Genomic DNA, 20,955 nt, shown 5'->3' with positions numbered 1-20,955 from the left:
TAGAGTCCTGGTCTGTGGAGGTCTACCTGCTGATCCTGGGGGATCATCTGCCGGATCCACGTACGGGGCGAGCACCGTCCGAGCCCGAGCGCGTCCGCGCCGTCGTCGAGCAGGCCGTGGTGGCCGAGCAGGCCGGCTTCACCGGCGTGGCGGTGGGCGAGCACCACTTCACCCGTTACATCATCTCCGCGCCGGAGCTGCTGCTCGCCACGATCGCGGCCCGCACGAGCACGCTGCGCCTGTCCACCGGCGTCACGCTGCTGGCCCACCACGACCCGGTGCGCGTCGCGGAGGAGGTCGCCACCCTCGACGTGCTGTCGGGCGGCCGGGCCGAGCTCATCGTGGCCCGCGGCGTGTCCAAGGAGACCGACGTCGCGTTCGGCATCGCGCCCTCCGACCTGCGGCCCCGCTTCCACGAGCACCTGATGCTGCTGCTGAAGCTGCTGCGGGAGGAGAACGTCACCTGGCGCGGCACGTTCCGCAGCCCGCTGGAGAGCGTGACCACCACGCCGCGCCCGATCCAGCGGCCGCACCCGACGCTGTGGGTGGGCAGCGGCTCGGCGGCCTCCGCCGCCTTCGCCGCGGAGCTGGGCCTGCCGCTCATGCTGCCGAGCACGCTGCGCGATCCCCGCGTGTACGCCGACGTCGTGGCCGGCTACCGGCGCGACCACCCGGGCCGGGTCGCCTTACCCAGTCACGTGTACGTCGCCGAGTACGGCGCCCGCGACCACTGGCGCCCCTACCTGGAGGCGTACGCGGCCTTCGCCAGCCCGTGGCGGGGCGACGGCGGCCGGATCGACATCGACGCGCTGATGGAGGGCGCGGCGATCTGCGGCGACCCCGGCGAGGTCGCCGACCGGCTCAACGCCCAGCAGAAGCTGCTGGGCCTCGACGCGCACCTCGTGCTGATCGACATCGGCGGGCTGCCACAGGACGACGTGCTGGCCGCGATCCGGCTGTTCGGCGAGAAGGTCATCCCGCGCCTCACCGGCTGAGGCCGCATCCTGCACCGGTTGGGGCCACATCTTTCACCGGTTGGGGCCGCACCGATGAGTTTCGCGGCCCCGCGCGGTCCGTACTCACGCAAGGCCCGCGCAACCGATCAGTGAGGGACCCATGACCACGAACGCACTCCCGCCCGTCACCGACGCCGCCACCTGGCGGCGGGAGCTCGACGCGCTGCGCGCCAGGGAGAAGGCCGCGACCCGGGAGCTCGACGCCATCGCCGCCCAGCGCCGCCGCCTGCCCATGGTGCGGATGCCGGACTACACCCTGGAGGGCGAGCAGGGCCCGATCCGGCTGGCGGACGTCTTCGACGGCAAGCGGCAGCTGATCACCTACCACCACATGTGGTTCCCGGGCAAGGAGTGGCAGTGCCCGGGCTGCACGGGGTTCACCTCGCAGTTCACCCGGCTCGACTTCCTCGACGCCTACGACGCCCGCTTCGTCGTCGTCACCCAGGGCCCGATCGACGAGGCGCTGGCGTACAAGCGGCGCGTCGGCAACCGGATGACCTGGTACTCCACCGCGAACAGCCCGTTCGGCGCCGACGTCGGCGCGCCGGCCGGCGGCGGCTTCGCCGTCAACGTGTTCCTGCGCGACGACGACGACACCGTGTACCGCACCTGGCACACCGACGGGCGCGGCACCGAGCAGCTCAGCCACACCTTCGCGCTCATCGACCTGCTGCCGTACGGGCGTCAGGAGGAGTGGCAGGACTCGCCCGACGGCTGGCCGCAGTCGCCCACCTACAGCCGGTGGGCCTCCTCGAAGGACATCGCCGCGCTCTACGGCCCCGCCGACTAGGGGACCGGGGAGCGGTGCTCGCGCAGCTCCCTGCGCAGCTCGACGGCGCGGTGCAGGTAGTGGGAGGCGAGCGCGGAGCGCCCGGCCGAGCGGTAGAGCTCGCCGAGCGTCTGGAACGTCGCCGCCTCCCCGCTGCGGTCACCGAGCTGCTGGAAGATCACCAGGGACGCCCGCAGCCGGTCGGAGCCGCCGGACCGCTCGCCGTTGGCCGCCTGCAGCCCGCCCAGGCTCTGCATCGCGTACGCGCCGCAGTGCCGGTCGCCGAGCCGCTCGAAGATGTCCAGGGCGCGCCCCTGGAAGCGCATCGCCGCCCCGGCGTCGGCCTTCATGTCGTGCAGGCGGCCCAGGTGCATCGACACGCACCCCTCCCGGTGCGTGTCGCCCAGCTCCCTGGCCAGCCGCAGCGCCTCCTCCAGCCACCGGGACGCCTGCCGCAGGTCCCGCAGCGACAGGAAGATCCGCCCGATCGCCTGCCGCGCGTACGCCTCGCCGCCGCGGTCGCCGACGGCCAGGAACATGGCCAGCGCGTGCCGGAAGGAGCCGAGCGCCCGCAGGTGCCGCCCGGAGAACTGGCTGACCGCGCCCAGCCCGCAGATCGAGATCGCCTCGCCGCGCGCGTCGCCCAGCTCGCGGAACAGCGCCCTGGCCCGCCGCAGCATGTCGTCGGCCTCGGCGTAGCGGTCCTGGTACAGGCACACCTGGCCGAGCCCGCGCAGCATGGCGGCCTCGCCGCGCCGGTCGCCGGCCGCGCGGGCGCTGTCGAGGGCCAGCCGGTGCGTCAGCCGCCACTCCTCCAGGCGGCAGTGCAGGTCGAAGTACGGGACGAGGGCGGCGGCCAGCTTCCACGCGGAGCCGGCCAGGCCGCTGCCGGCGGCCAGCCGCACGGCCTCCACCAGCGACTCCCGCTCCGCCTCGAACCACGCCAGCGGGTCCGCGGTGAGCTGCGCGAGCGTCTCGCCGGGCAGGCTCCACGAGGCGGGCCCCTCGGGCGTCAGGCTGAACAGCGTCGTGGGCAGCCGGGCGGTGGCGTGACCGGCGGCGCCGGCCCAGCCGTCGAGCACGCGCGCGATCGCCCGCCGCTGCGCCGCGCCGCCCGCGTGCTGCCTGGCCTGGCAGCGCATCAGGTCGTGCACCTGGTAACGGGGCTGGCCGAGCGCGTCGGTGCCGGCCAGCCTCAGAAGGCTGGCGTCCACGAGGGAGTCCACGACGGCTTCGGTACGGGGCCGGCCCAGCACGGCGTCGGCCACCCAGCCGGGCACCGAGGCCGGCCGAGCAGGCCGAACGCCTGGAACGCCGTCGCCGCCTCGCCCGTCAGGCGCCGCGTGCTGCGCTCGAACGAGCCGCGCACCTCCAGGTCGCCGGCGCGCAGCTCGTCGAGCCGGGCGGCCTCGTCGGCCAGGCGCCGCTGGAGCACGCCGAGCGGCCAGCCGGGCCGGCCCGCCAGGCGGGCGCCGGCGATCCTGATGGCCAGGGGCAGGTGGCCGCACGCGTCGAGGATCGCCAGCGCCGCCTCCCGGTCGGCGGCCACCCGCCGCTCGCCGACGATCCGGCCGAGCAGTTCCTCGGCCTCGCCGGGCGGCAGCACGTCCAGCTCCAGCAGGAGCGCGCCGGGCAGCTCGGTGACGCGCCGCTGGCTGGTCACCAGGACGGCGCTGCCGCTACCCGGCAGCATGGCGCGCACCTGGGCCGCGTCGGCGGCGTCGTCGAGGAGGACGAGCATGGGCCGCTCGGCCAGCAGGGAGCGGTACAGGGCGGAGCGCTCGTGCACGGTCGGCGGCATCGCGGCGCCGCCGACGCCCAGCGCCCGCAGCGCCTCGGCCAGCAGGTCCGCCGGGTCGGCCGGGGCCTCCTCGGTGCCGCCCAGGCACAGGTGCAGCTGCCCGGCGGGGTAGCCGGGGCGGACGGCGTGGGCGCAGTGCACGGCCAGCGCCGTCTTGCCGACGCCGGGCGGGCCGACGACCACGGCGATGGCGGGCGGCCCGTCCGGCTGCCGTTCCCCGGCGGACAGGAAACCCGTCAGGGTGGCGACGGCGGCGGCCCGCCCGGTGAAGTCCGCGACGTCGGCCGGAAGCTGGTGCGGCGGTGGCACGCCCACGCCTGGCGCAGCGCCCGTTCCCGCGCCCACGCCCGTGTTGATGCTTGAAGACACGGCGGGGTCTGGGAGGGTGTCCTCGGCCAGGACGCGGGCATGGGCCTCGCGCAGGTCCTGGCCCGGCTCGATGCCGAGATCGTCCACGAGCTGCTGCCGGATGACGGTGTAGGCGTGCAGCGCCTCGGCCCGCCGCCCGCCGCGGTGCAGGGCCAGGATGAGCTGCTGCCACAGATCCTCGCGGTACGGGTGCTCGCCGATCAGCTCGCGCAGGCCGTCGATGGCGCAGGCGTGCTCGCCCACGGCGAGCTGCGTGGCGACCAGCTCCTCGGCCGCGCCGAGCCTGGCCTGGGTGAGGGCGCGCAGCCGCGCGTCCCAGGCGGGGCTGGCCGGCAGGTCGCTGAGTGGCCGGCCGCGCCACAGGTCGAGCGCCGCACGCAGCAGCGCCGCGCCCGTCTCGGTACGCCCGGCGGCCCGCGCCCTGCCCACCAGGTCCTCGAACAGCAGCAGGTCCAGCCGCTCCGCCGCCACCTCCAGCGCGTACCCGGAGGGGTGGGCGGCGATGCGGGCCCCGGCCGTGCCGAGGACCCCGCGTAAGGAGCTCACGTACGTGCGCAGGTTGGCCGTCGCGGACGAGGGCGGGTTCCCGGCCCACAGGACCTCGACGAGCGTGTCGGAGCCGACCACCTGGTTCGCGTCGAGCAGCAGGGTCGCCAGGAGCAGCCGCGGCTTGGTGCCGCCGACGCGCAGGCTCCGGTCCGCGGCCCGGACCTGTAACGGCCCGAGGACGCCGAAGGCTGGTTGATCGACCACTATGACCGCACCTACTCCTTGGCTGGAGGTAATTGCAACCATTGCCGGGTTGAGCCTTTATACCGATTTTGGATGTTCTTTGTACGCCGTACTCGCAATCTTGAGCCCCAGCAAGCGCACGTCGAGAGATCCACTTGATCATGATCGGCGCGGGGCGGTTCCCGTCCCTGAGCCGTACGGAAAGGATCCTTATGCGACCCAGCAGGGTGCTCACGGCGGTGTTCGTCCTGGTCTGCGGGCTCGCGGCCGGACAGGCCGCCTCGGCCGCGCCGACGCCGGCCCCGTCACCATCCGCCGCGCCTTCCACCCCGCCCGCGGACCAGAACGACCCGCCGAACCAGGTCGACGTCCCTGAGGTCTCGACCCTCGCCGCGCCGAGCTTCCAGCTCCCCTTCCCCTGCGGCCAGAGCTGGACGGGCAACTCCAGCGGCAGCAGCGCGCACCGCTCGTACGAGATCGACTTCAACCGCGGCAGCAGCGCCTCCGCCGACCTGGGCGACACCGTCGTGGCCGCCGCGGCCGGCACCGTGGTCATCTCCGCCCACCAGGGCTCCACGAACGGCTACGGCAACCTGGTCAAGATCGACCACGGCGGCGGCTGGACGTCGTACTACGCGCATCTGAACTCCCGCTCCGTCGCCGCCGGCGCGCAGGTCGCCCAGGGCCAGAAGATCGGCACCGTCGGCAACACCAGCAAGCCGGGCAACAACATCAGCCCGCACCTGCACTACGAGGTCCGCCAGGGCACCAGCTACCCGAGCAACATCCGCAAGGCCGTCTTCAACGGCGCCACCTTCGGCTACCCGAACCAGACGCTCACCTCGAAGAACTCCTGCGGCGGCAGCGGCGGCACCAACCCGCACACCGCGACCTCGGTCTGCGGCGCCGGCTACAAGGTGATCGACTCGGCCGCGCTCGGCTCGGCCGGCACCGCCTACCTGCTCTACAACGCGGGCAACGGCACCAACTGCGTGGCCACCATCAAGAAGTCGTCGCTGGGCAAGGCCACGGCCACCAGCGCGTACCTGGAGGTGCAGGGCAAGAGCCGGGTCACCGACAGCGGCAGCTTCGCCTACTACGCGGGCCCGGTGCAGGCCACGGCGGCCGGCAAGTGCGTCAAGTGGGGCGGCAAGGCGGGCTCGGCCGTCTACGACAGCCCGTTCGAGCACTGCGACTGAGCGCGTCCCCCCACGATCGAGAACTTCCTGAGGAGAGAACCACTGTGCGAGCCCGACTGCGCCGCTCAGCCGCGCTGCTGACCGGCGTGCTGATCCCCGCCGCGCTGCTCATGGGGAGCCCGGCCGCGGCCACGTCCCTCGACGGCCCCGTCTCGGGGGCGTTCGCCAAGGCGGCCGCCACGTACGAGGTGCCGCGCGACCTGCTGGTCTCGCTCGCCTACGCCGAGACCCACCTGGACGGCCACGACGGCCGGCCCAGCGCCAGCGGCGGCTACGGCCTGATGCACCTGGTCGCGTCCCGGACACTGGAGCGCGCGGCCACCCTCACCGACCTGCCGGTGGCGGAGCTGAAGAGCGACGACGCCGCCAACATCACCGGCGGCGCCGCCGTGCTGCGCGCCTACGCCGACGAGGCGGGCCTGGACGCCGCCGCCCGCAAGGACCCCGCCGAGTGGTACGTGCCGATCGCCCGCTACGGCGGCGCCACGTCGCCGGACGTGGCCCGCCTGTACGCCGACACCGTCTACGACCTGCTGGCCGAGGGCGTGCGCGGCACCACCGCGGGCGGCGAGAGCGTCACGGTCAAGCCCCGAACGGTCGAGCCCGACCGCGGCGCCTACGCCAAGGCCAAGGACCTCGACGGCCCCGGCACGTTGGCGGCCTCGACGGACTACCCGCAGGCCACGTGGGTACCCGCCAACAGCGCCAACTACGCCGTCTCCAGCCGCCCGTCCAGCGACGCGATCGACCGGATCGTCATCCACGTGACGCAGGGCTCCTACGCCGGGACGATCTCCTGGTTCCAGAACCCGGCGGCCAAGGTCAGCTCCCACTACGTGGTGCGTTCCTCCGACGGCGCCGTCACCCAGATGGTCAGGGAGAAGGACCGCGCCTTCCACGCCGGCGACTACAACCGCCGCTCGGTCGGCATCGAGCACGAGGGCTTCGTCGACGACGCCACGTGGTTCACCGACGCGATGTACCGCTCGTCGGCCGCGCTGACCCGCAACATCGCCGACCGCTACGGCATCCCCAAGGACCGCACGCACATCGTCGGCCACAACCAGGTGCCCGGCACCGACCACACCGACCCCGGCGGCTACTGGAACTGGACCACGTTCATGCAGTACGTCACGGGCGGCGGCGGCACCACGAACCCGCACACGCCCGAGTCGGTGTGCGGCAGCGGCTACAAGGTGATCGACAGCGCCGCGCTCGGCTCGGCCGGGACGGTCCACCTGCTCTACAACGCCGCCAACGGCAACAACTGCGTGGCCACGATCAAGAAGACGTCGATCGGCACGGCCAGCGCCACCAGCGCGTACCTGGAGGTGCAGGGCAAGACCCGCATCACCGACAGCGGGAACTTCGCCTACTACGCGGGCCCGGTGCGGGCCGCGGCGGCGGGTGAATGCGTCAAATGGGGTGGCAAGGTGGGCTCGTCCGTCTACGACAGCCCGTTCGAGCACTGCGACTAGAAAACACCGATGCCGGGCCGCACCTTTCCGGTGCGGCCCGGCATCACGCGCTCATCAGCCTCAGGCGGAGACGATGTTCTCGGCCTGCGGGCCCTTCTGGCCCTGGACGACGTCGAAGCTGACCTTCTGACCCTCGGTCAGCTCACGGTAGCCGCCGTTGGCGACGATGTTGGAGTAGTGGGCGAAGACGTCGGCGCCGCCGCCGTCCTGCGCGATGAAGCCGAAGCCCTTTTCCGAGTTGAACCACTTCACAGTGCCGGTGGCCATGTCGATCTCCTTCAGACAGTGCCGGAAACGAGAGATTCACACCGCGTGAATCTCGTGTCGCCGCAATGAGCCCACCCGGAGAAACCGGCAAACAAAAACGCGCCTGATGAAGAATCCGTCAGGCGCGCATAAAGTCTTTATGGGTACCATAACTGCAACGCCTCCAGGCTAACACACCCTCTCGATCACTCTCGCGCACCCCGCCGCGACACGCCGCACGCATCCGATGGGGTGAGAGCGGATCGCCACCCGGATCCCGGTGTTCCCGTTGGGGGGAGGGCGTCTAGGCAGCACCGTACCGTGATGCGAGACTGGCCGCGTGGATGGTGAGCAGAGCCCGCTGATGCCGCAGATGCGGCTCGATGAGCTGCTGGCGGAGCTGCAGACCAGGCTGACGGCGGTGCTGGCCACCAGAGATCGCGTGCACGCGCTGCTGGAGGCCGTGGTCTCGGTCGGCAGCGACCTCGACCTGGAGACGGTGCTGCGGCGCATCGTCGAGACCGCGACCACGCTGGTCGACGCCAGCTACGGCGCGCTCGGCGTGGTCGGGCAGGAGAACACGCTCCTGCAGTTCATCCCCGTCGGCCTCACCGAGGAGGAGATCGCCCGCATCGAGCACTGGCCGCACGGGCTCGGCCTGCTCGGCCTGCTCATCAAGGACGCCCGGCCGCTGCGGCTGAGCCGCATCTCCGACCACCCCGAGTCCTACGGGTTCCCGCCCGGCCACCCGCCGATGGGCACGTTCCTCGGGGTGCCGATCCGGGTGCGCGACGAGGTGTTCGGCAACCTGTACCTGACGGAGAAGCGCGGCGGCGGCGAGTTCGACGAGGAGGACGAGGCCGTCGTCATCGCCCTGGCCACCGCCGCCGGCGTCGCCGTCGAGAACGCCCGCCTGTACGAGGAGTCACGCAGCAGGGAGACCTGGCTGCAGGCGTCGGCGGAGGTGACCACGAGCCTGCTGTCCGGCGCGGACCCGCGCGAGGTGCTGGCCGTGGTGGCCGGCCACGCCCGCCACATGAGCGACGCGGACCTGGTCGAGGTGCTGCTGCCGGATGAGACGAAGCAGTCGCTCGTGGTCCGGGTCGCCGAGGGCGAGGGCGCGGACGAGGTGCTCGGCGACACCGTCGAGATCACCGGCACGCTCGTCGGCGACGCCTTCACCCAGGGCGAGCCGCTGTCCAGCCCCGACCTGCAGAGCGCCCCCTACCCCGGCTCCCCTCTCAGCCGGCTCGGCTACGGGCCGGTCCTGGTGGTGCCGCTCGGCGCCGCACCCGCCATCCGCGGCGTGCTCGTCATGGCCAAGCGGAGCGGGCGGCTACCGTTCAGCGGGGCGGCCCAGCAGATGCTGCGCGCCTTCGCCGGCCAGGCCGCGATCGCGCTGGAGCTCGCCGAGGCCCGCCGCGACGCCGAACGGCTCGGCCTGCTCGAAGACCGCGACCGCATCGCCAGAGACCTGCACGACGTCGTCATCCAGCGGCTGTTCGCCACCGCCATGACGCTCATGAGCACCGTCCGGCTGGTGGAGCGGCCCGAGGCGGCCAAACGGCTCCAGCACGCCATCGACGAGCTCGACGAGACGATCCGGCAGATCCGCTCGTCCATCTTCGCCCTGCAAGGCTCCCACGACGACGCCACCCCGAGCCTGCGCGGGCAGATCGTGGGCCTGCTCGAAGGAGCCGGCAGCCATCTCGGGTTCATGCCCGGCCTGCGGATGGAGGGCCAGATCGAGACCCTCGTGTCCGAGCCCATCGGGGAACAGCTCGTCGCCGTCCTGCGCGAGGCCCTGTCCAACGTCGTACGGCACTCCCACGCCACCCGCGCCGACGTGTCCGTCGAGGCCGGCGGCCGGCAGCTCACCCTGCTGGTCACCGACAACGGCGTCGGGCTGGGCAAGGGCGGCCGCCGCAGCGGCCTGCGCAACATCGAGGAACGGGCCGCGCGGCTCGGCGGCACCACCGACCTGGAGTCGCCGGCGGGCGGCGGGACGCGGCTGCGCTGGCAGGTCCCCCTCTGAGACCGTCTCACGGCTCGGCGGGAGGCAGGCCCCGCCCGAACTCCACCGTGACAGTCAACCCGCCTTCGGGGCGGGGGGCGGCCGTGATCGTGGCGCGATGAGCCCGGGCGACGGCATCGACGATCGCCAGCCCGAGACCGTAACCGTCGCGGCGGCCGTGCCGCTCGGGGGCCAGGCGCTGGAAGGGCTGAAACAGGCGCCGGACCTGGCCCGGAGGGACGACCGGCCCGCTGTTGACGATGGTGACGACCGCCCCAATGTGGGGCCCCGCAACCTCGACCACCCTGGTGTCGACCGTCCCAGCCTCGACCGTCCCAGCCTCGACCGCCCCAGCCTCGACCGTCCCAGCCTCGACCGTCCCAGCCTCGACCGCCCCAGCCTCGACCGCCCCAGCCTCGACCGCCTCGACCGCCCCAGCCTCGACCGCCCCAGCCTCGACCGCCCCAGCCTCGACCGCCCCAGCTCCGACTGCCCTGGCGGCGGATGTCCCAGTGTCGCTCGCCGCAGCACAGGCCGCTGTGGCACCAACCGCCTCAGCACCGACCATCCCAGCCCTGACCGCCGTAGCCGTGACCGCCTCAGCCTCGGGCGCCCCAGCCTCGACCGTCTTGGCGCGGACCGTCCCCTCCCCGGATGGGTGCGTGATGACCTTCACGTGGCCGCCCGCGCGGTTGTGGCGGATGGCGTTGTCGATCAGGTTGGCGATCAGGCTCTCCACCAGCCCCGGATCCCCGGCCGTCATCGCGGGCGCCAGCTGCCCCGTCAGCTCCACGCCCGTCCGCGCCGCCTCGTCCCGACGAGAGGCGAGCACCTGCCGCGTGACCCGGGCGAGGTCAAGGGTCTCCAGGCGCCCGATGCCGCGCTCGCTGGTGGCCAGGGCGAGCAGCGCCCGCACCAGCCGTTCCTGGTGCTCGCCCAGAGCCAGCGCCTCCTGGCAGACCGCCCGCAGGTCATCCGCATCCGCGTCGGGGTCGGCGAGGGCGACCTCGAGCAGAGTACGCAGCCCCGCGAGAGGAGTCCGCAGCTCATGGGAGGCGTTGGCGACGAAATGGCGCTGAGCGTCGAAGGCGGCCTCGAGGCGGGCGAACAGGTCGTCGAGAGTGTGACCGAGCTCGGTCAGCTCGTCCGCAGGGCCGCCGAGGCCCAGCCGCCGGTGCAGGTCCCCGGCGGAGATGCTCCTGGCGGTGGCGGTGATGGCGCGCAGGGGCCGCAGGAAGCGGCCGGCGACGTACCAACCGAGCGCCAGGGCCACCGGGATCAGGACGACCAGGGCGACGGCGGAGCCCACCAGGAGCTGCGGCAGGCTGATCCCGGACGTGGTGACGGAGGTCGGCGCGGACCCGTCCTTGGGAACGGCCGCGTCGATACCGACGAGCGGGACGTCGACGAACACGACCACCAGCACCCCGGCGGCGTAGATGCCCGCCGCGTACGCCAGCGCCAGCCGCTTCTGCAACGACCTCCCGGCCCGCCGCCTGGACGTCATGCCGGCCCGACCCGGTAGCCGCCCTCCCGGACCGTCTCGATCACGGGCGGATCGCCGAGCTTGGCCCGCAACCGGTGCACGGTGTGCTTCACGGCACTGCTGAACGGGTCGGCGGCCTCGTCCCAGACGCGTTCCAGCAGCTCCTCGGCGGAGACGACCAGGCCGGGCACGGCGAGCAGGCACTCCAGCACCGCGAACTCCCGCGGGCTCAGCTCCAGCCGCCGCCCCGCCCGGAACACCACCCGGCGGGCCGGATCGAGCGTGATGTCCCCCCACGCCAGGGTGGGCGGCACCGGCGGGCCGGCGCGACGGCCCAGCGCCCGCACCCGCGCGACCAGCTCGGCGAACGCGAACGGCTTCGACAGGTAGTCGTCCGCGCCGAGACTGAGCCCGCCGACGCGATCCTCGATCGTGCCGGACGCGGTGAGCATCAGCACCCGCGTCTCGCACCGGCCGTGGGCGAGCCGGCGGCAGATCTCGTCCCCGTGCACTCCGGGCAGGTCCCGGTCGAGGACCACCACATCGTAGCGGGTGACGGCGAGGCGTTCGAAGGCGGCGGTGCCGTCCAGCACGACATCCACGGCCATGCCCTCACGACGCAACCCGGTGGCGACGGAACGGGCAAGAACCTCGAAGTCCTCGACCACCAGCACCCTCACCGCGTCCCACCGAGGGTGGTCGCACGGCCGGACCGGCGCCCGAATCGGCGCTCTGATCGGTTGGCGCCACGCCGGGCGGGCCGGCGCTCGCATCGACGCGCTGGTCGGCGGGCGCCATGTCGGGCGGGGCAGCGCTCAAGTCGACCAGCCATGCAGCCTCCGGATCGGTTGGCGGGGCAGCGTTCGGGTCGACCGGCTATGCAGCGTGCGGATCGGTTGGCGGGATCGCGTTCGGGTCGGCCGGCCGGGCAGGGTTCGGGTCGGCCGACGGGGCGGGAAGGCATGCCCTTCACGATGCCAGAGCCTCGGTCGCAGCAGGGTCGCAGCGGGGTCGCAGTGGAAGGGCAGCAGGAGCGCGGCAGAGATCCGGCAGGAGCGCAGCAAGGGGCGCCGCAGAGTCGCGGCAGAGCGCAGCGGGGTCACGGCAGAGTCGTGGAGGAGGTGCGGCGGGGTCACGGCAGAGTCGTGGAGGAGGTGCGGCGGGGGCATGGAAGAGTCGCGAAGGGGGCGCGGCGGGGCATGGAAGAGTCGCGGAGGGGCGCGGCGGGGCGAAGCGAGCTCGTGGTGCGGTCGCGGCCAAGCCCCGGGGGCAGGGTCGGTCGCAATGGGGTCGCGCCTCTTGCGACCGGGACGCGACCCGGAGCTGCGTACAACCGTCCGGCATGACCCCAGAATCGTCTTACCGATCCAGCCGGCGGCCGGACAGCTTCCCCCGCCTGCTGCGCGCCGCGTGGGCCGACTTCCGCTCCGCACGCCGCCTGGTGCTCACCATGGTGGCGTCCGTGCTGGTCACCGTGTCGCTCGGGCTGCTGGTAGCCGGGGGAGCCCGCAGCACGTGCGTGACGTGGCGCGGCGACGGCCCCTGCCCCGCACCCCTGACCGGCCCCGACGGCACAGCGGTGAACGACAAGTACTACTTCGTCCACCAGCCCCTCAAGGGCGACGGCACGATCACCGCCCGGGTGTCGGACCTCACCGGACAAATGCGCATGCCGGACGTCGTGCCCGGCGTCCGCAACGTCAAGAAAGGAGTGGTGCCGTGGGGCAAGGCCGGCCTCCTGATCAGACCGACACTCAAACAGGGCAGCCCGTACGCGGCCGTCATGATCACCGGCAATCACGGCGTACGCATGCAACACAACTTCACCCACGACACAGCCGGCAGCCCCGCCCGGGGAACACGGTGGCTGCGCCTCACCAGAACGGCCGACACCCTCACCGGCTACGAGTCCGGCAACGGCCAGACGTGGAGCCGCGTCGGCACGGTCGAGCTGGCCGGGCTGCCGGAAACGGTCGAGATCGGACTGTTCGCCACCTCGCCAGGCGTCCTGTGGGGCTCGGCCCAAGCCTTCGCCCAGGCCACCGCGACGTTCGACCAGATACGACTCCAGGGCACGAACGGGACGTGGCAGCACGACGACGTCGGCGTCACCCTGGGCCCCGACGGCAAGACCCCGCACCACCCCGGCGCGGCCGTCGCGGGACCTGACGGCAAGGTAGTCGTGACCGGCGGAGGCGACATCGGCCCCGCCACGATGCAGGGCGGCCTACGCGCCGACCTCACCCTGCTCGGCGGAGCTGTCGGGCTCACGCTGGTGCTCGTGACAGCGTCCATGTACGGCACCCCGCCACACCCCCGCACCCGCACCGGCCGACCGGCGAGCCACCTGCCAGGCGAACGCCCGCCGGCCAAGTATCAGCCGGGCCAGCGGCCGCCGGCCAAGCACCAGCCGGGCCAGCGGCCGCCGGCCAAGCACCAGTCGGCCGAGCACCAGTCGGGCGAGCGCTTGTCGACCATGCGGCTGCCGGCCGAGTTGCCGTCGGAGCACCCGCTGGGCGAGCGCCTGCTGGGCGAGCGTCATCCGTCGGAGGGCTCGCTGGGTGAGCGTCTGCCATCCGAGGGCCTGCCAGCGGCGCGTTCGCTCGATGAGCGGCTGTCGTCGGAGCGCCTGCCGTCGGAGGGCTCGCTGGGTGAGCGCCCGCCGTCCGAGCGCCCGCCATCCGTGCGCCCGCCATCCGTGCGGCTGCCGGGCCAGTGTCCGTCGTCCGAGCATTCGCCGAGCGGGGGTTTGCCTGGCGAGCGGTTGTCGTCGGAGCCCAAGCGGTCCGACGGTCCGCTGGGTGAGCGTCTGCCATCCGTGCGTCCGCCGTCCGTGCGTCCGCCGTCCGTGCGGCTGCCGGGCGGGTGTCCGTCGTCCGAGCACTCGCCGAGCGTGGGTTTGCCTGGCGAGCGGTTGTCGTCGGAGCGTCAGCGGTCCGACGGTCCGCCGGGTGAGCATCTGCCGTCTGAGCGCCCGTCGGCCGTGCCCTTGCCCGGCGAGCGCTCGTCGTCGGAGCTCCCGTCGTCGGAGCTCCCGTCGTCCGAGCGCTCGCCGGACGTGCCTCTGTCCAGCGAGTGGTTGCCGGCCGAGGGCCTTGTGGCGCGGACGTCGGGAGAGCCCGCGCCGATGAGTCGTCCCCCGGTCGGGCAGCTCCCAGTGCGGTTGCTGGTGGCGAAGGCTGTGGTGGTCGGGGTGGTGGGGTTCGTGGCGGGGTTGGTGACCGCCGGGGTCGTCGTTCCCGCCGGGCTGGCGCTGTTGCGTGCGCACCAGAACCCGATCCAGCCGATCACCCTGGCCACCGAGCTGCGGGTGATCGCCGGGTTCGGAGCCCTGACCGCGGCGGTCGCCGTGCTGGCGCTGGGGCTGGCTGCGCTGGTCGGCCGGGCGGTTGTCGCCGCCGTGCCGGCCGTCGCGCTGGTCGTCCTGCCGTACCTGCTGGCCGTCGCGGGCCTGGCGCCGTGGCTGCTGGCGGTCACCCCTGCCGCCGGGTTCGCGATCACCCAGAGCGTTCCGACGTTCGAGCACGTGGATGTGGTCCTGTCGCCGCTCGGGGGTTATTATCCGCTCCCGCCGTGGGCGGGCCTGGCCGTGACCTGCGCGTATGCGGTCCTCGTCCTAGGGGCGGCGGTGATCGTGCATCGGAGGAAGGCGATGCGGTAACCGCATGCCACCAGGTGCAAGCCATCGGGCCAGGGGGCACCGAGGGGGTGGTCTATCGGCGGCCGGGTTCCATCGCGGAGGGACGTACCGCCGTCACGTAGCTCGGCCGGTCGATGGTGTCGAGGCGGACGACGGTGCCGGTGCGGGGTGCGTTCACCATCTCGGTGCTGCTGACGGCCAGGCCGACGTGGTCGGGGCCGGGGCGGGAGGCGTCGGTCTCGTAGAAGACCAGGTCGCCGGCGCGGACCTGGGAGCGGGGGATCTTAAGGCCCTTGCCGACCTGCTCGTACGTGGTGCCACCGATCCTGACCCCGGCCTTGCTCCAGGCGTACTCGGTGAGCCCGCTGCAGTCGAACCCCTTGGTCCGCGCTCCGCGGCCGATGCCGTAGCCGGGGCCGGCGGGCCCGCCGCCGCCGTAGGAGTACGGGATGCCGCGCTGCGCCAGGGCGGCGCTCACCGCGAGCGAGGCGGCACCGATCTCGCCACATCCCGGCTCAAGCGCATCGCCCGACAGGCCCGCGCCTCGCTCGGAAGTGCCCGCCTCTCGCCCGGGCAGGCCGGTACGTCGCTCCGGCCGGCCCGCGTCCCGTTGGGGGAGGCCCGCGCCCTGTTCGGGCATGGTGCCGGGGCGCATGCCTTCAGAAAGGGGGCGCGTGTCCTGCTTACCCGCCGCCAACCCCCGCTCCGGCCATAAGGACGCGACGAGTTTCCTGGCGAGCTTCTCATGCTTGGCGTACGCGCCGCGCAGGTCGGCGCGCGGCCGTTGTACGGTGGCGGCGGCCTGGGTCAGCGGCAGGGTCGCCCAGTTGCGTACGCCGACGAGCCGTTTGTAGAAGGAACGGGCGGCGTGGCCGGGGGTGGTGACCTGCTCGCGGGTGCCCCAGCCGGCCGCGGGCGTCTGCTGGAACAGGCCGAAGGACCTGCCCTCGGCGGAGACGGCGTTGTTGTCGAGCCGGCTCTCCCGCAGCGCCGTCGCGACCGCGATCTCGGCGGCCCGCCGGGGCAGCTGAAGCTGGGCGGCGACATCGACGATGATTCCGGCGTTGGCGGCCTGCCGAGCGGACAACCCGAGCACGCCAAGGTCACTCCCGCCCTGGCCGGTCCGCTGGGCGGGGCCGCTCCCGTCCTTGCCGGTCCGCCGGGCGGATGCCCCGGGCAGGCCGAGGTCGTTCCCGTCGCCGCCGGCCCCCAGCGTTCCGGGCGGGCTCCCGTCCTGGCCCATTGGGGAGGCGGGCTCGCAGTTGGTGGCGCCCATCTGTCCAGGGTCGGTCGAGGCGGCGGCGGGGGACGTGCCGCCGCTCATCGCGATGATCAGTGCCGCGCCCGTGATCAGCCCGCCTCCCGTGGCGAGGGCCTTCGCGGTGGTTCCGGTGTCGAGGATCACGGGCGGCCGTCCCCGGGCCGGGAGCGGCGGGGTGCCCGATCGTGGTGGTGCTCGGTCATGCGGTTCCTCCCAGTCCGTGCTGGCGCGGGCGATCTCGGACGGGCGTGCGGGCATGACGTCCCCCGTCCGGCGGATCGCCGGCATCGAATGTGGACTGTTCGTGGCGGAGGAGGCCGCGGACGAAGGAACGGTGCACAAAGTCATCAGGCGCGCTCGTACCGCATGACCACGACCTGGCCGTCGCAGGTGCGCGACTCGACCAGCCGCAGCCCCAGCCGCCGCGCGTCCTGGGCGAACAGCGGGCGGCCACCGCCCAGCACGACCGGGTGCACCGCGACGTGGTACTCGTCGATCAGGCCGTGCTCGGTGAGCGCGGCGGCCAGGCCGGAGCCGCCGGTGAGCAGCAGGTCCTTGCCGTCCTGTTGCTTGAGCTCGGTGACCTGGTCGGCGAGGTCGTCGCCGATGATCCGGGCGGCCCAGTCGTCGTCCTTCAGCGTCGTCGAGAAGACGATCTTCGGCGTGTCGCGCCAGCGCGGCGCGAACTTCAGGACGTGCGGGTGGTCCGACACCGACTCGGCGTTCGGCCAGAACGCCACCATGCCCTCCCACACGCCGCGCCCGTACAGGAAGGTGTCGCAGCGCTCGCTCAGCGTCTCGGAGTACGCCGACAGCTCCTCGCCCATCACGGGCCAGTCGAACTCGCCGTTCGGGCCGTCGATGTGGCCGTCGACGGAGGTGTGCACCCAGAAGATGATCTTGCGCATGTCCTGCTCCTGTTCTCGTTGCCTTCACGGGTAGGTCGGGGCCGGGGCGGCGTTCTCTACATCCGCCGGGAGATTTTTCGCGCCGTTTTCTCCGTACGGCGGCCGAGCAGCGCCAGCAGCGCGATCATGACGACCCCGAGAGCCGACAGCTCAAGCTTGTCGGCGAGCGTGGCGGCGTTGGCCACCACTCCGAACGCGGTGTGCCCCGCCAGCGCCCCGCCGGTCAGGAAGAGGCTGTGCCGGTCCGTCCACCCGCCGCTCGCCGCCCACCGCCGTACCAGCCACCCGGCCGTCACCGCGACCGCCGCCGCGACCAGCATCGGCACCGCCACCCAGCCACCGTGCGTGAAGGCGGGCCGAACGGCCCGCCGAACGGGAACAGCAGCGCCAGGTACCCGAACCCCACGCCCGCCCGAGCACCCCCGCCACCCACGGCACGGGAGCCGCCCCGGACGGTTTCGGCCGGGACGCGGGCTCGGGCGCGGGGTGGGAGCCCGTCCGGGGTGCGGGACGGGACGGCAGGACGCCCAGGGCCACCACCGCCAGCAGCGCCACGGCGGCCACGTACGCGGCCGGCACCACGGCCGGTGCCTGGTAGCCGGGGTCGATGGAGGCCGCCACGGTCAGCCGCAGCAGCACCCCGCCCAGCACGAACACCACGGCGGCCACCACGACCCCCGTCCGCTTCAGGTAGGGCCGCTCCCGCAAAGACGGGAACGCCAGATCGGTGAGCAGGATCGGCAGCGCCACGCTGAAAACGGCATGGTAGGGCAGGTTGAGCTCGGCGTAGGCGCTGTTCAGCCCGAGGATCCTCGGCGCCCACCCGGCCACCCCGTACATGGTGGGGCTGCTGAGCGCCTGCAGCGCCAGCCCCTCCTCGACGATGCCGTACGCCAGCCCGAGCAGCAGGATCGACGGCCAGCCCCCGCGGCGCCGCCGGACCAGCTCCCGGATCAGCACCGTGCCGGCGCCGTAGATCGGGATCCACAGGAGCATCAGCCAGATCCGGCTGAGCGGCGGGTTGCCCAGGGTGAGCTCGGCGATGACCGGGGTGATCACCGCAAGCAGCAGCGCGGCACGGCGGCCGCCCTTCGGCGGGTCGGGTGCGTTCATGGGCCCAGCGTGCCGGGCGGCGGGTGCCGGCCGCTGCGGGCGAAGGGCCGGAGCGTGGCAGCCCGCGTCGCTGCCGCGCCGGCCGTCCGGACACCTTCCTGACGACTTTGGTCGTGGCTCGTCGTGACTTCGGTTGCTGACGTGGGGGACGCAGGGCGGGCTACGATCGGCGGTTGTGTTCCAGACCGGCGCGGATGAGGCGCGGATCGGCCGGCTGCGGTCGCGGAGCGGCTGGGTCGCGGGCCTGGGCGGGCTCGTGCCCGCGTGCGCCGCCGCGGTCGCGGTGATCTGGGGGGATCCGGCGGGCGGCCCCGGCTGGCACCTGGTCGCCGACGTCGTGGGCGGCGCGCTCGCCTGCGCGGGGCTGTGGCTGTGCCGCAGGTGGCCGGTGCCGGCGGGGCTGGCGGTGATCGCGCTGTCGGTGCCCGCCGCGTCCGCGTCCGTGGCGGCGGGCGTCGCCGCGCTGATCGCGGCCCTGTACCGGCCGCCGCGCGTGGCGATCGCCGTGGGGGCGGTGGGGGTGGCGGCGTCGCTGGTCAGGTTCGCGTTACGGCCGCCCGGGCTCGCCCCCTACGCCGTGTGGGCGCTGGTCGCGGTGTTGTTCGGGGTGGCGGTGACCGCGTGGGGGATGCTGGCCCGTACCCGCAGGGAATTGCTGCTGTCGCTGGCCGAGCGGGCCCGCCGGGCGGAGGCCGAGCAGCGGGCGCGCGCCAAGCAGGCCCGCCGCGCCGAACGGCTCGGCATCGCCAGGGAGATGCACGACGTGCTCGCCCACCGGCTGTCGCTGCTCGCCGTGCACGCGGGGGCGCTGGAGTTCAACGCGAGCGCGACGCCGGGCGAGGTCACGGAGGCGGCCCGGGTGATCGGGACGAGCGCCCGCCAGGCGCTGGAGGAGCTGCGCGCGGTCGTCTCGGTCCTCCGCGACCCGGCCCTCCCGCCGACGCCCGCACCGGTCGCCGGTCTTGAGGCGCCCTCGGCCGGGCTGGATCTCGGGGCGCTCGTGGAGGAGTCGCGGCGGGCCGGGATGCGGGTCGAGCTGCACGATCACGGGGTACGCCTGTCCGAGGTGCCGGACGTGGTGGGCCGCGCCGCGTACCGTACCGTGCAGGAAGGGCTCACGAACGCGCGCAAGCACGCGCCCGGCCGGCCCGTCACCGTGCTCGTGTCCGGCACGAAAGGGACCGAGCTGGTCGTCGAGGTGCGCAACCCACCACAAAGCGGACCGCCCGCTTCCGCCGGGACGGAGGCGGAATCCGACGCGGGGGCTCTCGACGGGAACGCGGCGGAAACCCTCGCCGGGACCGGGGCAGGGGCGGGGCTGATCGGGCTGGCGGAGCGGGCGTCGCTGGCGGGCGGCCGGCTGGAGAGGGGGGAGACGGCCGACGGCGGATTCCGGCTGGTGGCCCGGCTGCCGTGGCCTCGATGAGGGCGGGGGAGCGAGCCTCGTGGCGGTAGGGGCACGGCTTCGGCGGCGGCGGGGCGCCGGGCTCGTTAGCATGGCCGGGGTGAGAGCCGACGAGAGCGCGCCGATCCGGGTCCTGATCGTGGACGACGACGCCCTCGTCCGCGCCGGCCTGACCCTGATGCTCAAAGGCGCCCCCGACCTGCACATCGTCGGGGCGGTCGCCGACGGCGCCGAGGTGGAGGGCGCCGTGGCCGAGCACGAGCCCGACGTGGTCCTCATGGACCTGCGGATGGGCGGCGTCGGCGGCATCGAGGCGACCCGGCGCCTGCGGGCCCGTCCTGGGGCGCCGGAGGTGGTGGTGCTGACCACGTTCGACGCCGACGAGCTGGTGTTCGAGGCGTTGCGGTCGGGCGCGAGCGGCTTCCTGCTCAAGGACACCCCGCCGGAGGGCATCGTGGACGCGGTGCGCAAGGTCGTGGCGGGCGAGCCGATCCTGTCGCCGAGCATCACCCGCAAGCTGATCGCGCATCTGATGCCCGAGCAGGAGACCCGGCGGCGTACCGACGCCCGGCAGGTGCTGGACCGGCTGAGCGAGCGGGAGCGCGAGGTGGCGCTGGCGGTCGCGCAGGGCAAGCCGAACGCGGTGATCGCCGGTGACCTGCACATGAGCGTCGGCACCGTGAAGGGCTACATCTCCCGCATCCTGACGAAGGCGGGCCTGGACAACCGGGTGCAGCTGGCCCTCATCGTGCACGATGCCGGGCTCTGACCCGTCCCGCCCGTCTCACGTCCTGCTCGTCAGAGCCAGCCGCATGGCCAGCCCGATCAGGACGGTGCCCGAGACGTATTCGAGCCACCGCCGTACGGCCGGCCGCGCGAAGAGCCTCCGGGCGGCGCAGACCAGCCGGACGATGCCCAGGTACCAGACCAGGTCGATGACAGCCGAACCCAGCGCGAGCAGCAGCAGCGTCGGCAGCGCCGGCGCCCCGTCCGGCACGAACTGGGGGAGGAAGGAGAGCGCGAACACGCCGGCCTTCGGGTTCGCCAGATTGGTCAGGAGCCCCATGCGGTAGCAGCCCCACAAGGACGTCCCGGCAGGCACGGCGGTGCGGACGCCGGTGGCGGGATCGTGCGGGGAGCGCGCCTGCCACAGCGTCCGCGCGCCGATGCCCACCAGGACGACGGCGCCGGCGATCCGCATGATGTCGAACGCCAGTTGCGAGGCCAGCAGCAGCGCGGACAGCCCCAGGGCCGCCGCCAGGCACCACAGCAGCCAGCCGGTCTCGTTGCCCAGGACCGTCGCCACCCCGGCGGCCCGTCCCGACCGGATCGACTGCCGCAGGATGACCACGGTGGTGGGGCCCGGCGCCATGGACACCAGCAAGGACGCGACCGAGAAAGCGATCAGCTCATTCGTCATCGGCACCCCTGCCCCGGTGAGCATGTCCCTGCCCGCCCCATGGTGACAGATCGCGCCGGCGCGTCCACGCGGACGGCCCGGAGGTGATGCTTGCCTAT

Annotated in this window: 18 protein-coding genes; 8 read left to right on the top strand and 10 right to left on the bottom strand. The window is 73.4% G+C overall.

Annotated elements, in window-relative coordinates:
* The first annotated feature begins 14 nt into the window (after window positions 1-14).
* Together KIS93_RS59780 and KIS93_RS59775 are read left to right on the top strand one after the other, a co-directional pair.
* The gene (locus tag KIS93_RS59780) at window positions 15-995 is read left to right on the top strand and encodes an LLM class flavin-dependent oxidoreductase (RefSeq protein ID WP_186405113.1); all 981 of its coding nucleotides are present in this window, start codon (window positions 15-17) and stop codon (window positions 993-995) included.
* Window positions 996-1,116: 121 nt separating this feature from the next.
* Complete coding sequence (locus KIS93_RS59775; protein WP_080039882.1) at window positions 1,117-1,806, top strand: DUF899 domain-containing protein; 690 nt, start codon at window positions 1,117-1,119, stop codon at window positions 1,804-1,806.
* On the opposite strand, the gene KIS93_RS67000 is transcribed toward KIS93_RS59775, so the two are convergent.
* Entirely contained in the window at window positions 1,803-2,999 is a 1,197-nt protein-coding gene (locus tag KIS93_RS67000; RefSeq protein WP_246005546.1) for a tetratricopeptide repeat protein, read from the bottom strand. The genes KIS93_RS59775 and KIS93_RS67000 overlap by 4 nt on opposite strands.
* The gene (locus tag KIS93_RS66995) at window positions 2,981-4,708 is read right to left on the bottom strand and encodes an AfsR/SARP family transcriptional regulator (protein WP_246005545.1); all 1,728 of its coding nucleotides are present in this window, start codon (window positions 4,706-4,708) and stop codon (window positions 2,981-2,983) included. The genes KIS93_RS67000 and KIS93_RS66995 overlap by 19 nt, the downstream gene beginning before the upstream one ends.
* Before the next feature lie 191 nt (window positions 4,709-4,899).
* On the opposite strand from KIS93_RS66995, the gene KIS93_RS59765 reads away from it, so the two are divergent.
* Window positions 4,900-5,886, top strand: a complete 987-nt coding sequence (locus KIS93_RS59765; RefSeq protein WP_186405112.1) for a M23 family metallopeptidase — start codon at window positions 4,900-4,902, stop codon at window positions 5,884-5,886.
* Window positions 5,887-5,930: 44 nt separating this feature from the next.
* Window positions 5,931-7,364, top strand: coding sequence for an N-acetylmuramoyl-L-alanine amidase (locus KIS93_RS59760; RefSeq protein ID WP_222108125.1), 1,434 nt, complete (start codon window positions 5,931-5,933; stop codon window positions 7,362-7,364).
* A gap of 60 nt (window positions 7,365-7,424) precedes the next feature.
* Here KIS93_RS59760 and KIS93_RS59755 read toward each other — a convergent pair whose 3' ends face one another.
* A complete protein-coding gene (locus KIS93_RS59755) occupies window positions 7,425-7,631 on the bottom strand; it encodes a cold-shock protein (RefSeq protein ID WP_080039881.1) in 207 nt (68 codons plus the stop codon).
* Between the two features lie 319 nt (window positions 7,632-7,950).
* Here KIS93_RS59755 and KIS93_RS59750 point away from each other — a divergent pair, with 319 nt between their 5' ends.
* Window positions 7,951-9,645 carry a sensor histidine kinase gene (locus KIS93_RS59750; RefSeq protein ID WP_329607742.1) on the top strand — a complete coding sequence of 565 codons (1,695 nt, stop codon included), beginning with the start codon at window positions 7,951-7,953 and terminating at the stop codon, window positions 9,643-9,645.
* Between the two features lie 7 nt (window positions 9,646-9,652).
* Here KIS93_RS59750 and KIS93_RS66990 read toward each other — a convergent pair whose 3' ends face one another.
* Both KIS93_RS66990 and KIS93_RS59740 read right to left on the bottom strand, forming a co-directional pair.
* Window positions 9,653-11,131, bottom strand: a complete 1,479-nt coding sequence (locus KIS93_RS66990) for a sensor histidine kinase (protein ID WP_246005544.1) — start codon at window positions 11,129-11,131, stop codon at window positions 9,653-9,655.
* Window positions 11,128-11,790, bottom strand: coding sequence for a response regulator transcription factor (locus KIS93_RS59740; protein ID WP_080039878.1), 663 nt, complete (start codon window positions 11,788-11,790; stop codon window positions 11,128-11,130). The genes KIS93_RS66990 and KIS93_RS59740 overlap by 4 nt, the downstream gene beginning before the upstream one ends.
* A gap of 662 nt (window positions 11,791-12,452) precedes the next feature.
* On the opposite strand from KIS93_RS59740, the gene KIS93_RS59735 reads away from it, so the two are divergent.
* A complete protein-coding gene (locus KIS93_RS59735) occupies window positions 12,453-14,771 on the top strand; it encodes a DUF1349 domain-containing protein (RefSeq protein ID WP_186405111.1) in 2,319 nt (772 codons plus the stop codon).
* 52 nt (window positions 14,772-14,823) lie between these two features.
* On the opposite strand, the gene KIS93_RS59730 is transcribed toward KIS93_RS59735, so the two are convergent.
* The 4 genes from KIS93_RS59730 to KIS93_RS59720 all read right to left on the bottom strand — a co-directional run bounded on the left by KIS93_RS59730 (window position 14,824) and on the right by KIS93_RS59720 (window position 18,032).
* The gene (locus KIS93_RS59730) at window positions 14,824-16,155 is read right to left on the bottom strand and encodes a C40 family peptidase (protein ID WP_080039877.1); all 1,332 of its coding nucleotides are present in this window, start codon (window positions 16,153-16,155) and stop codon (window positions 14,824-14,826) included.
* A 203-nt stretch (window positions 16,156-16,358) separates the two neighbouring features.
* Window positions 16,359-16,919 (bottom strand): dihydrofolate reductase family protein, encoded by a 561-nt coding sequence (locus tag KIS93_RS59725; protein WP_080039876.1) that lies wholly within the window; start codon window positions 16,917-16,919, stop codon window positions 16,359-16,361.
* A 56-nt stretch (window positions 16,920-16,975) separates the two neighbouring features.
* Complete coding sequence (locus KIS93_RS68175; RefSeq protein WP_281262018.1) at window positions 16,976-17,107, bottom strand: hypothetical protein; 132 nt, start codon at window positions 17,105-17,107, stop codon at window positions 16,976-16,978.
* Window positions 17,070-18,032 (bottom strand): hypothetical protein, encoded by a 963-nt coding sequence (locus KIS93_RS59720; protein WP_186405110.1) that lies wholly within the window; start codon window positions 18,030-18,032, stop codon window positions 17,070-17,072. Before KIS93_RS59720 ends, KIS93_RS68175 begins: the two co-directional genes overlap by 38 nt.
* A 175-nt stretch (window positions 18,033-18,207) precedes the next feature.
* Here KIS93_RS59720 and KIS93_RS59715 point away from each other — a divergent pair, with 175 nt between their 5' ends.
* Both KIS93_RS59715 and KIS93_RS59710 read left to right on the top strand, forming a co-directional pair.
* A complete protein-coding gene (locus tag KIS93_RS59715) occupies window positions 18,208-19,458 on the top strand; it encodes a sensor histidine kinase (protein ID WP_080039874.1) in 1,251 nt (416 codons plus the stop codon).
* A 70-nt stretch (window positions 19,459-19,528) separates the two neighbouring features.
* Complete coding sequence (locus KIS93_RS59710) at window positions 19,529-20,206, top strand: response regulator (protein ID WP_080039873.1); 678 nt, start codon at window positions 19,529-19,531, stop codon at window positions 20,204-20,206.
* Between the two features lie 15 nt (window positions 20,207-20,221).
* Here KIS93_RS59710 and KIS93_RS59705 read toward each other — a convergent pair whose 3' ends face one another.
* A complete protein-coding gene (locus KIS93_RS59705) occupies window positions 20,222-20,857 on the bottom strand; it encodes a LysE family translocator (protein WP_080039872.1) in 636 nt (211 codons plus the stop codon).
* Window positions 20,858-20,955: the final 98 nt, after the last annotated feature.

The organism is [Actinomadura] parvosata subsp. kistnae (genome assembly GCF_900323885.1).
In the GTDB taxonomy this organism is placed as follows: Bacteria; Actinomycetota; Actinomycetes; order Streptosporangiales; family Streptosporangiaceae; genus Nonomuraea; species Nonomuraea composti.
The sequence above is the reverse complement of the archived record's forward strand: the minus strand, read 5'-3'. Positions and strand labels throughout refer to the sequence as shown.

Bases quoted from the DNA above. Each gene is read 5' to 3' on its own strand.
- KIS93_RS59775 (WP_080039882.1), top strand. From the start codon at position 1,117: ATGACCACGAACGCACTCCCGCCCGTCACCGACGCCGCCACCTGGCGG.
- KIS93_RS59765 (WP_186405112.1), top strand. From the start codon at position 4,900: ATGCGACCCAGCAGGGTGCTCACGGCGGTGTTCGTCCTGGTCTGCGGG.
- KIS93_RS59755 (WP_080039881.1), bottom strand. From the start codon at position 7,631: ATGGCCACCGGCACTGTGAAGTGGTTCAACTCGGAAAAGGGCTTCGGC.
- KIS93_RS66990 (WP_246005544.1), bottom strand. From the start codon at position 11,131: ATGACGTCCAGGCGGCGGGCCGGGAGGTCGTTGCAGAAGCGGCTGGCG.
- KIS93_RS59735 (WP_186405111.1), top strand. From the start codon at position 12,453: ATGACCCCAGAATCGTCTTACCGATCCAGCCGGCGGCCGGACAGCTTC.
- KIS93_RS59725 (WP_080039876.1), bottom strand. From the start codon at position 16,919: ATGCGCAAGATCATCTTCTGGGTGCACACCTCCGTCGACGGCCACATC.
- KIS93_RS59720 (WP_186405110.1), bottom strand. From the start codon at position 18,032: ATGAACGCACCCGACCCGCCGAAGGGCGGCCGCCGTGCCGCGCTGCTG.
- KIS93_RS59710 (WP_080039873.1), top strand. From the start codon at position 19,529: ATGGCCGGGGTGAGAGCCGACGAGAGCGCGCCGATCCGGGTCCTGATC.
- KIS93_RS59705 (WP_080039872.1), bottom strand. From the start codon at position 20,857: ATGACGAATGAGCTGATCGCTTTCTCGGTCGCGTCCTTGCTGGTGTCC.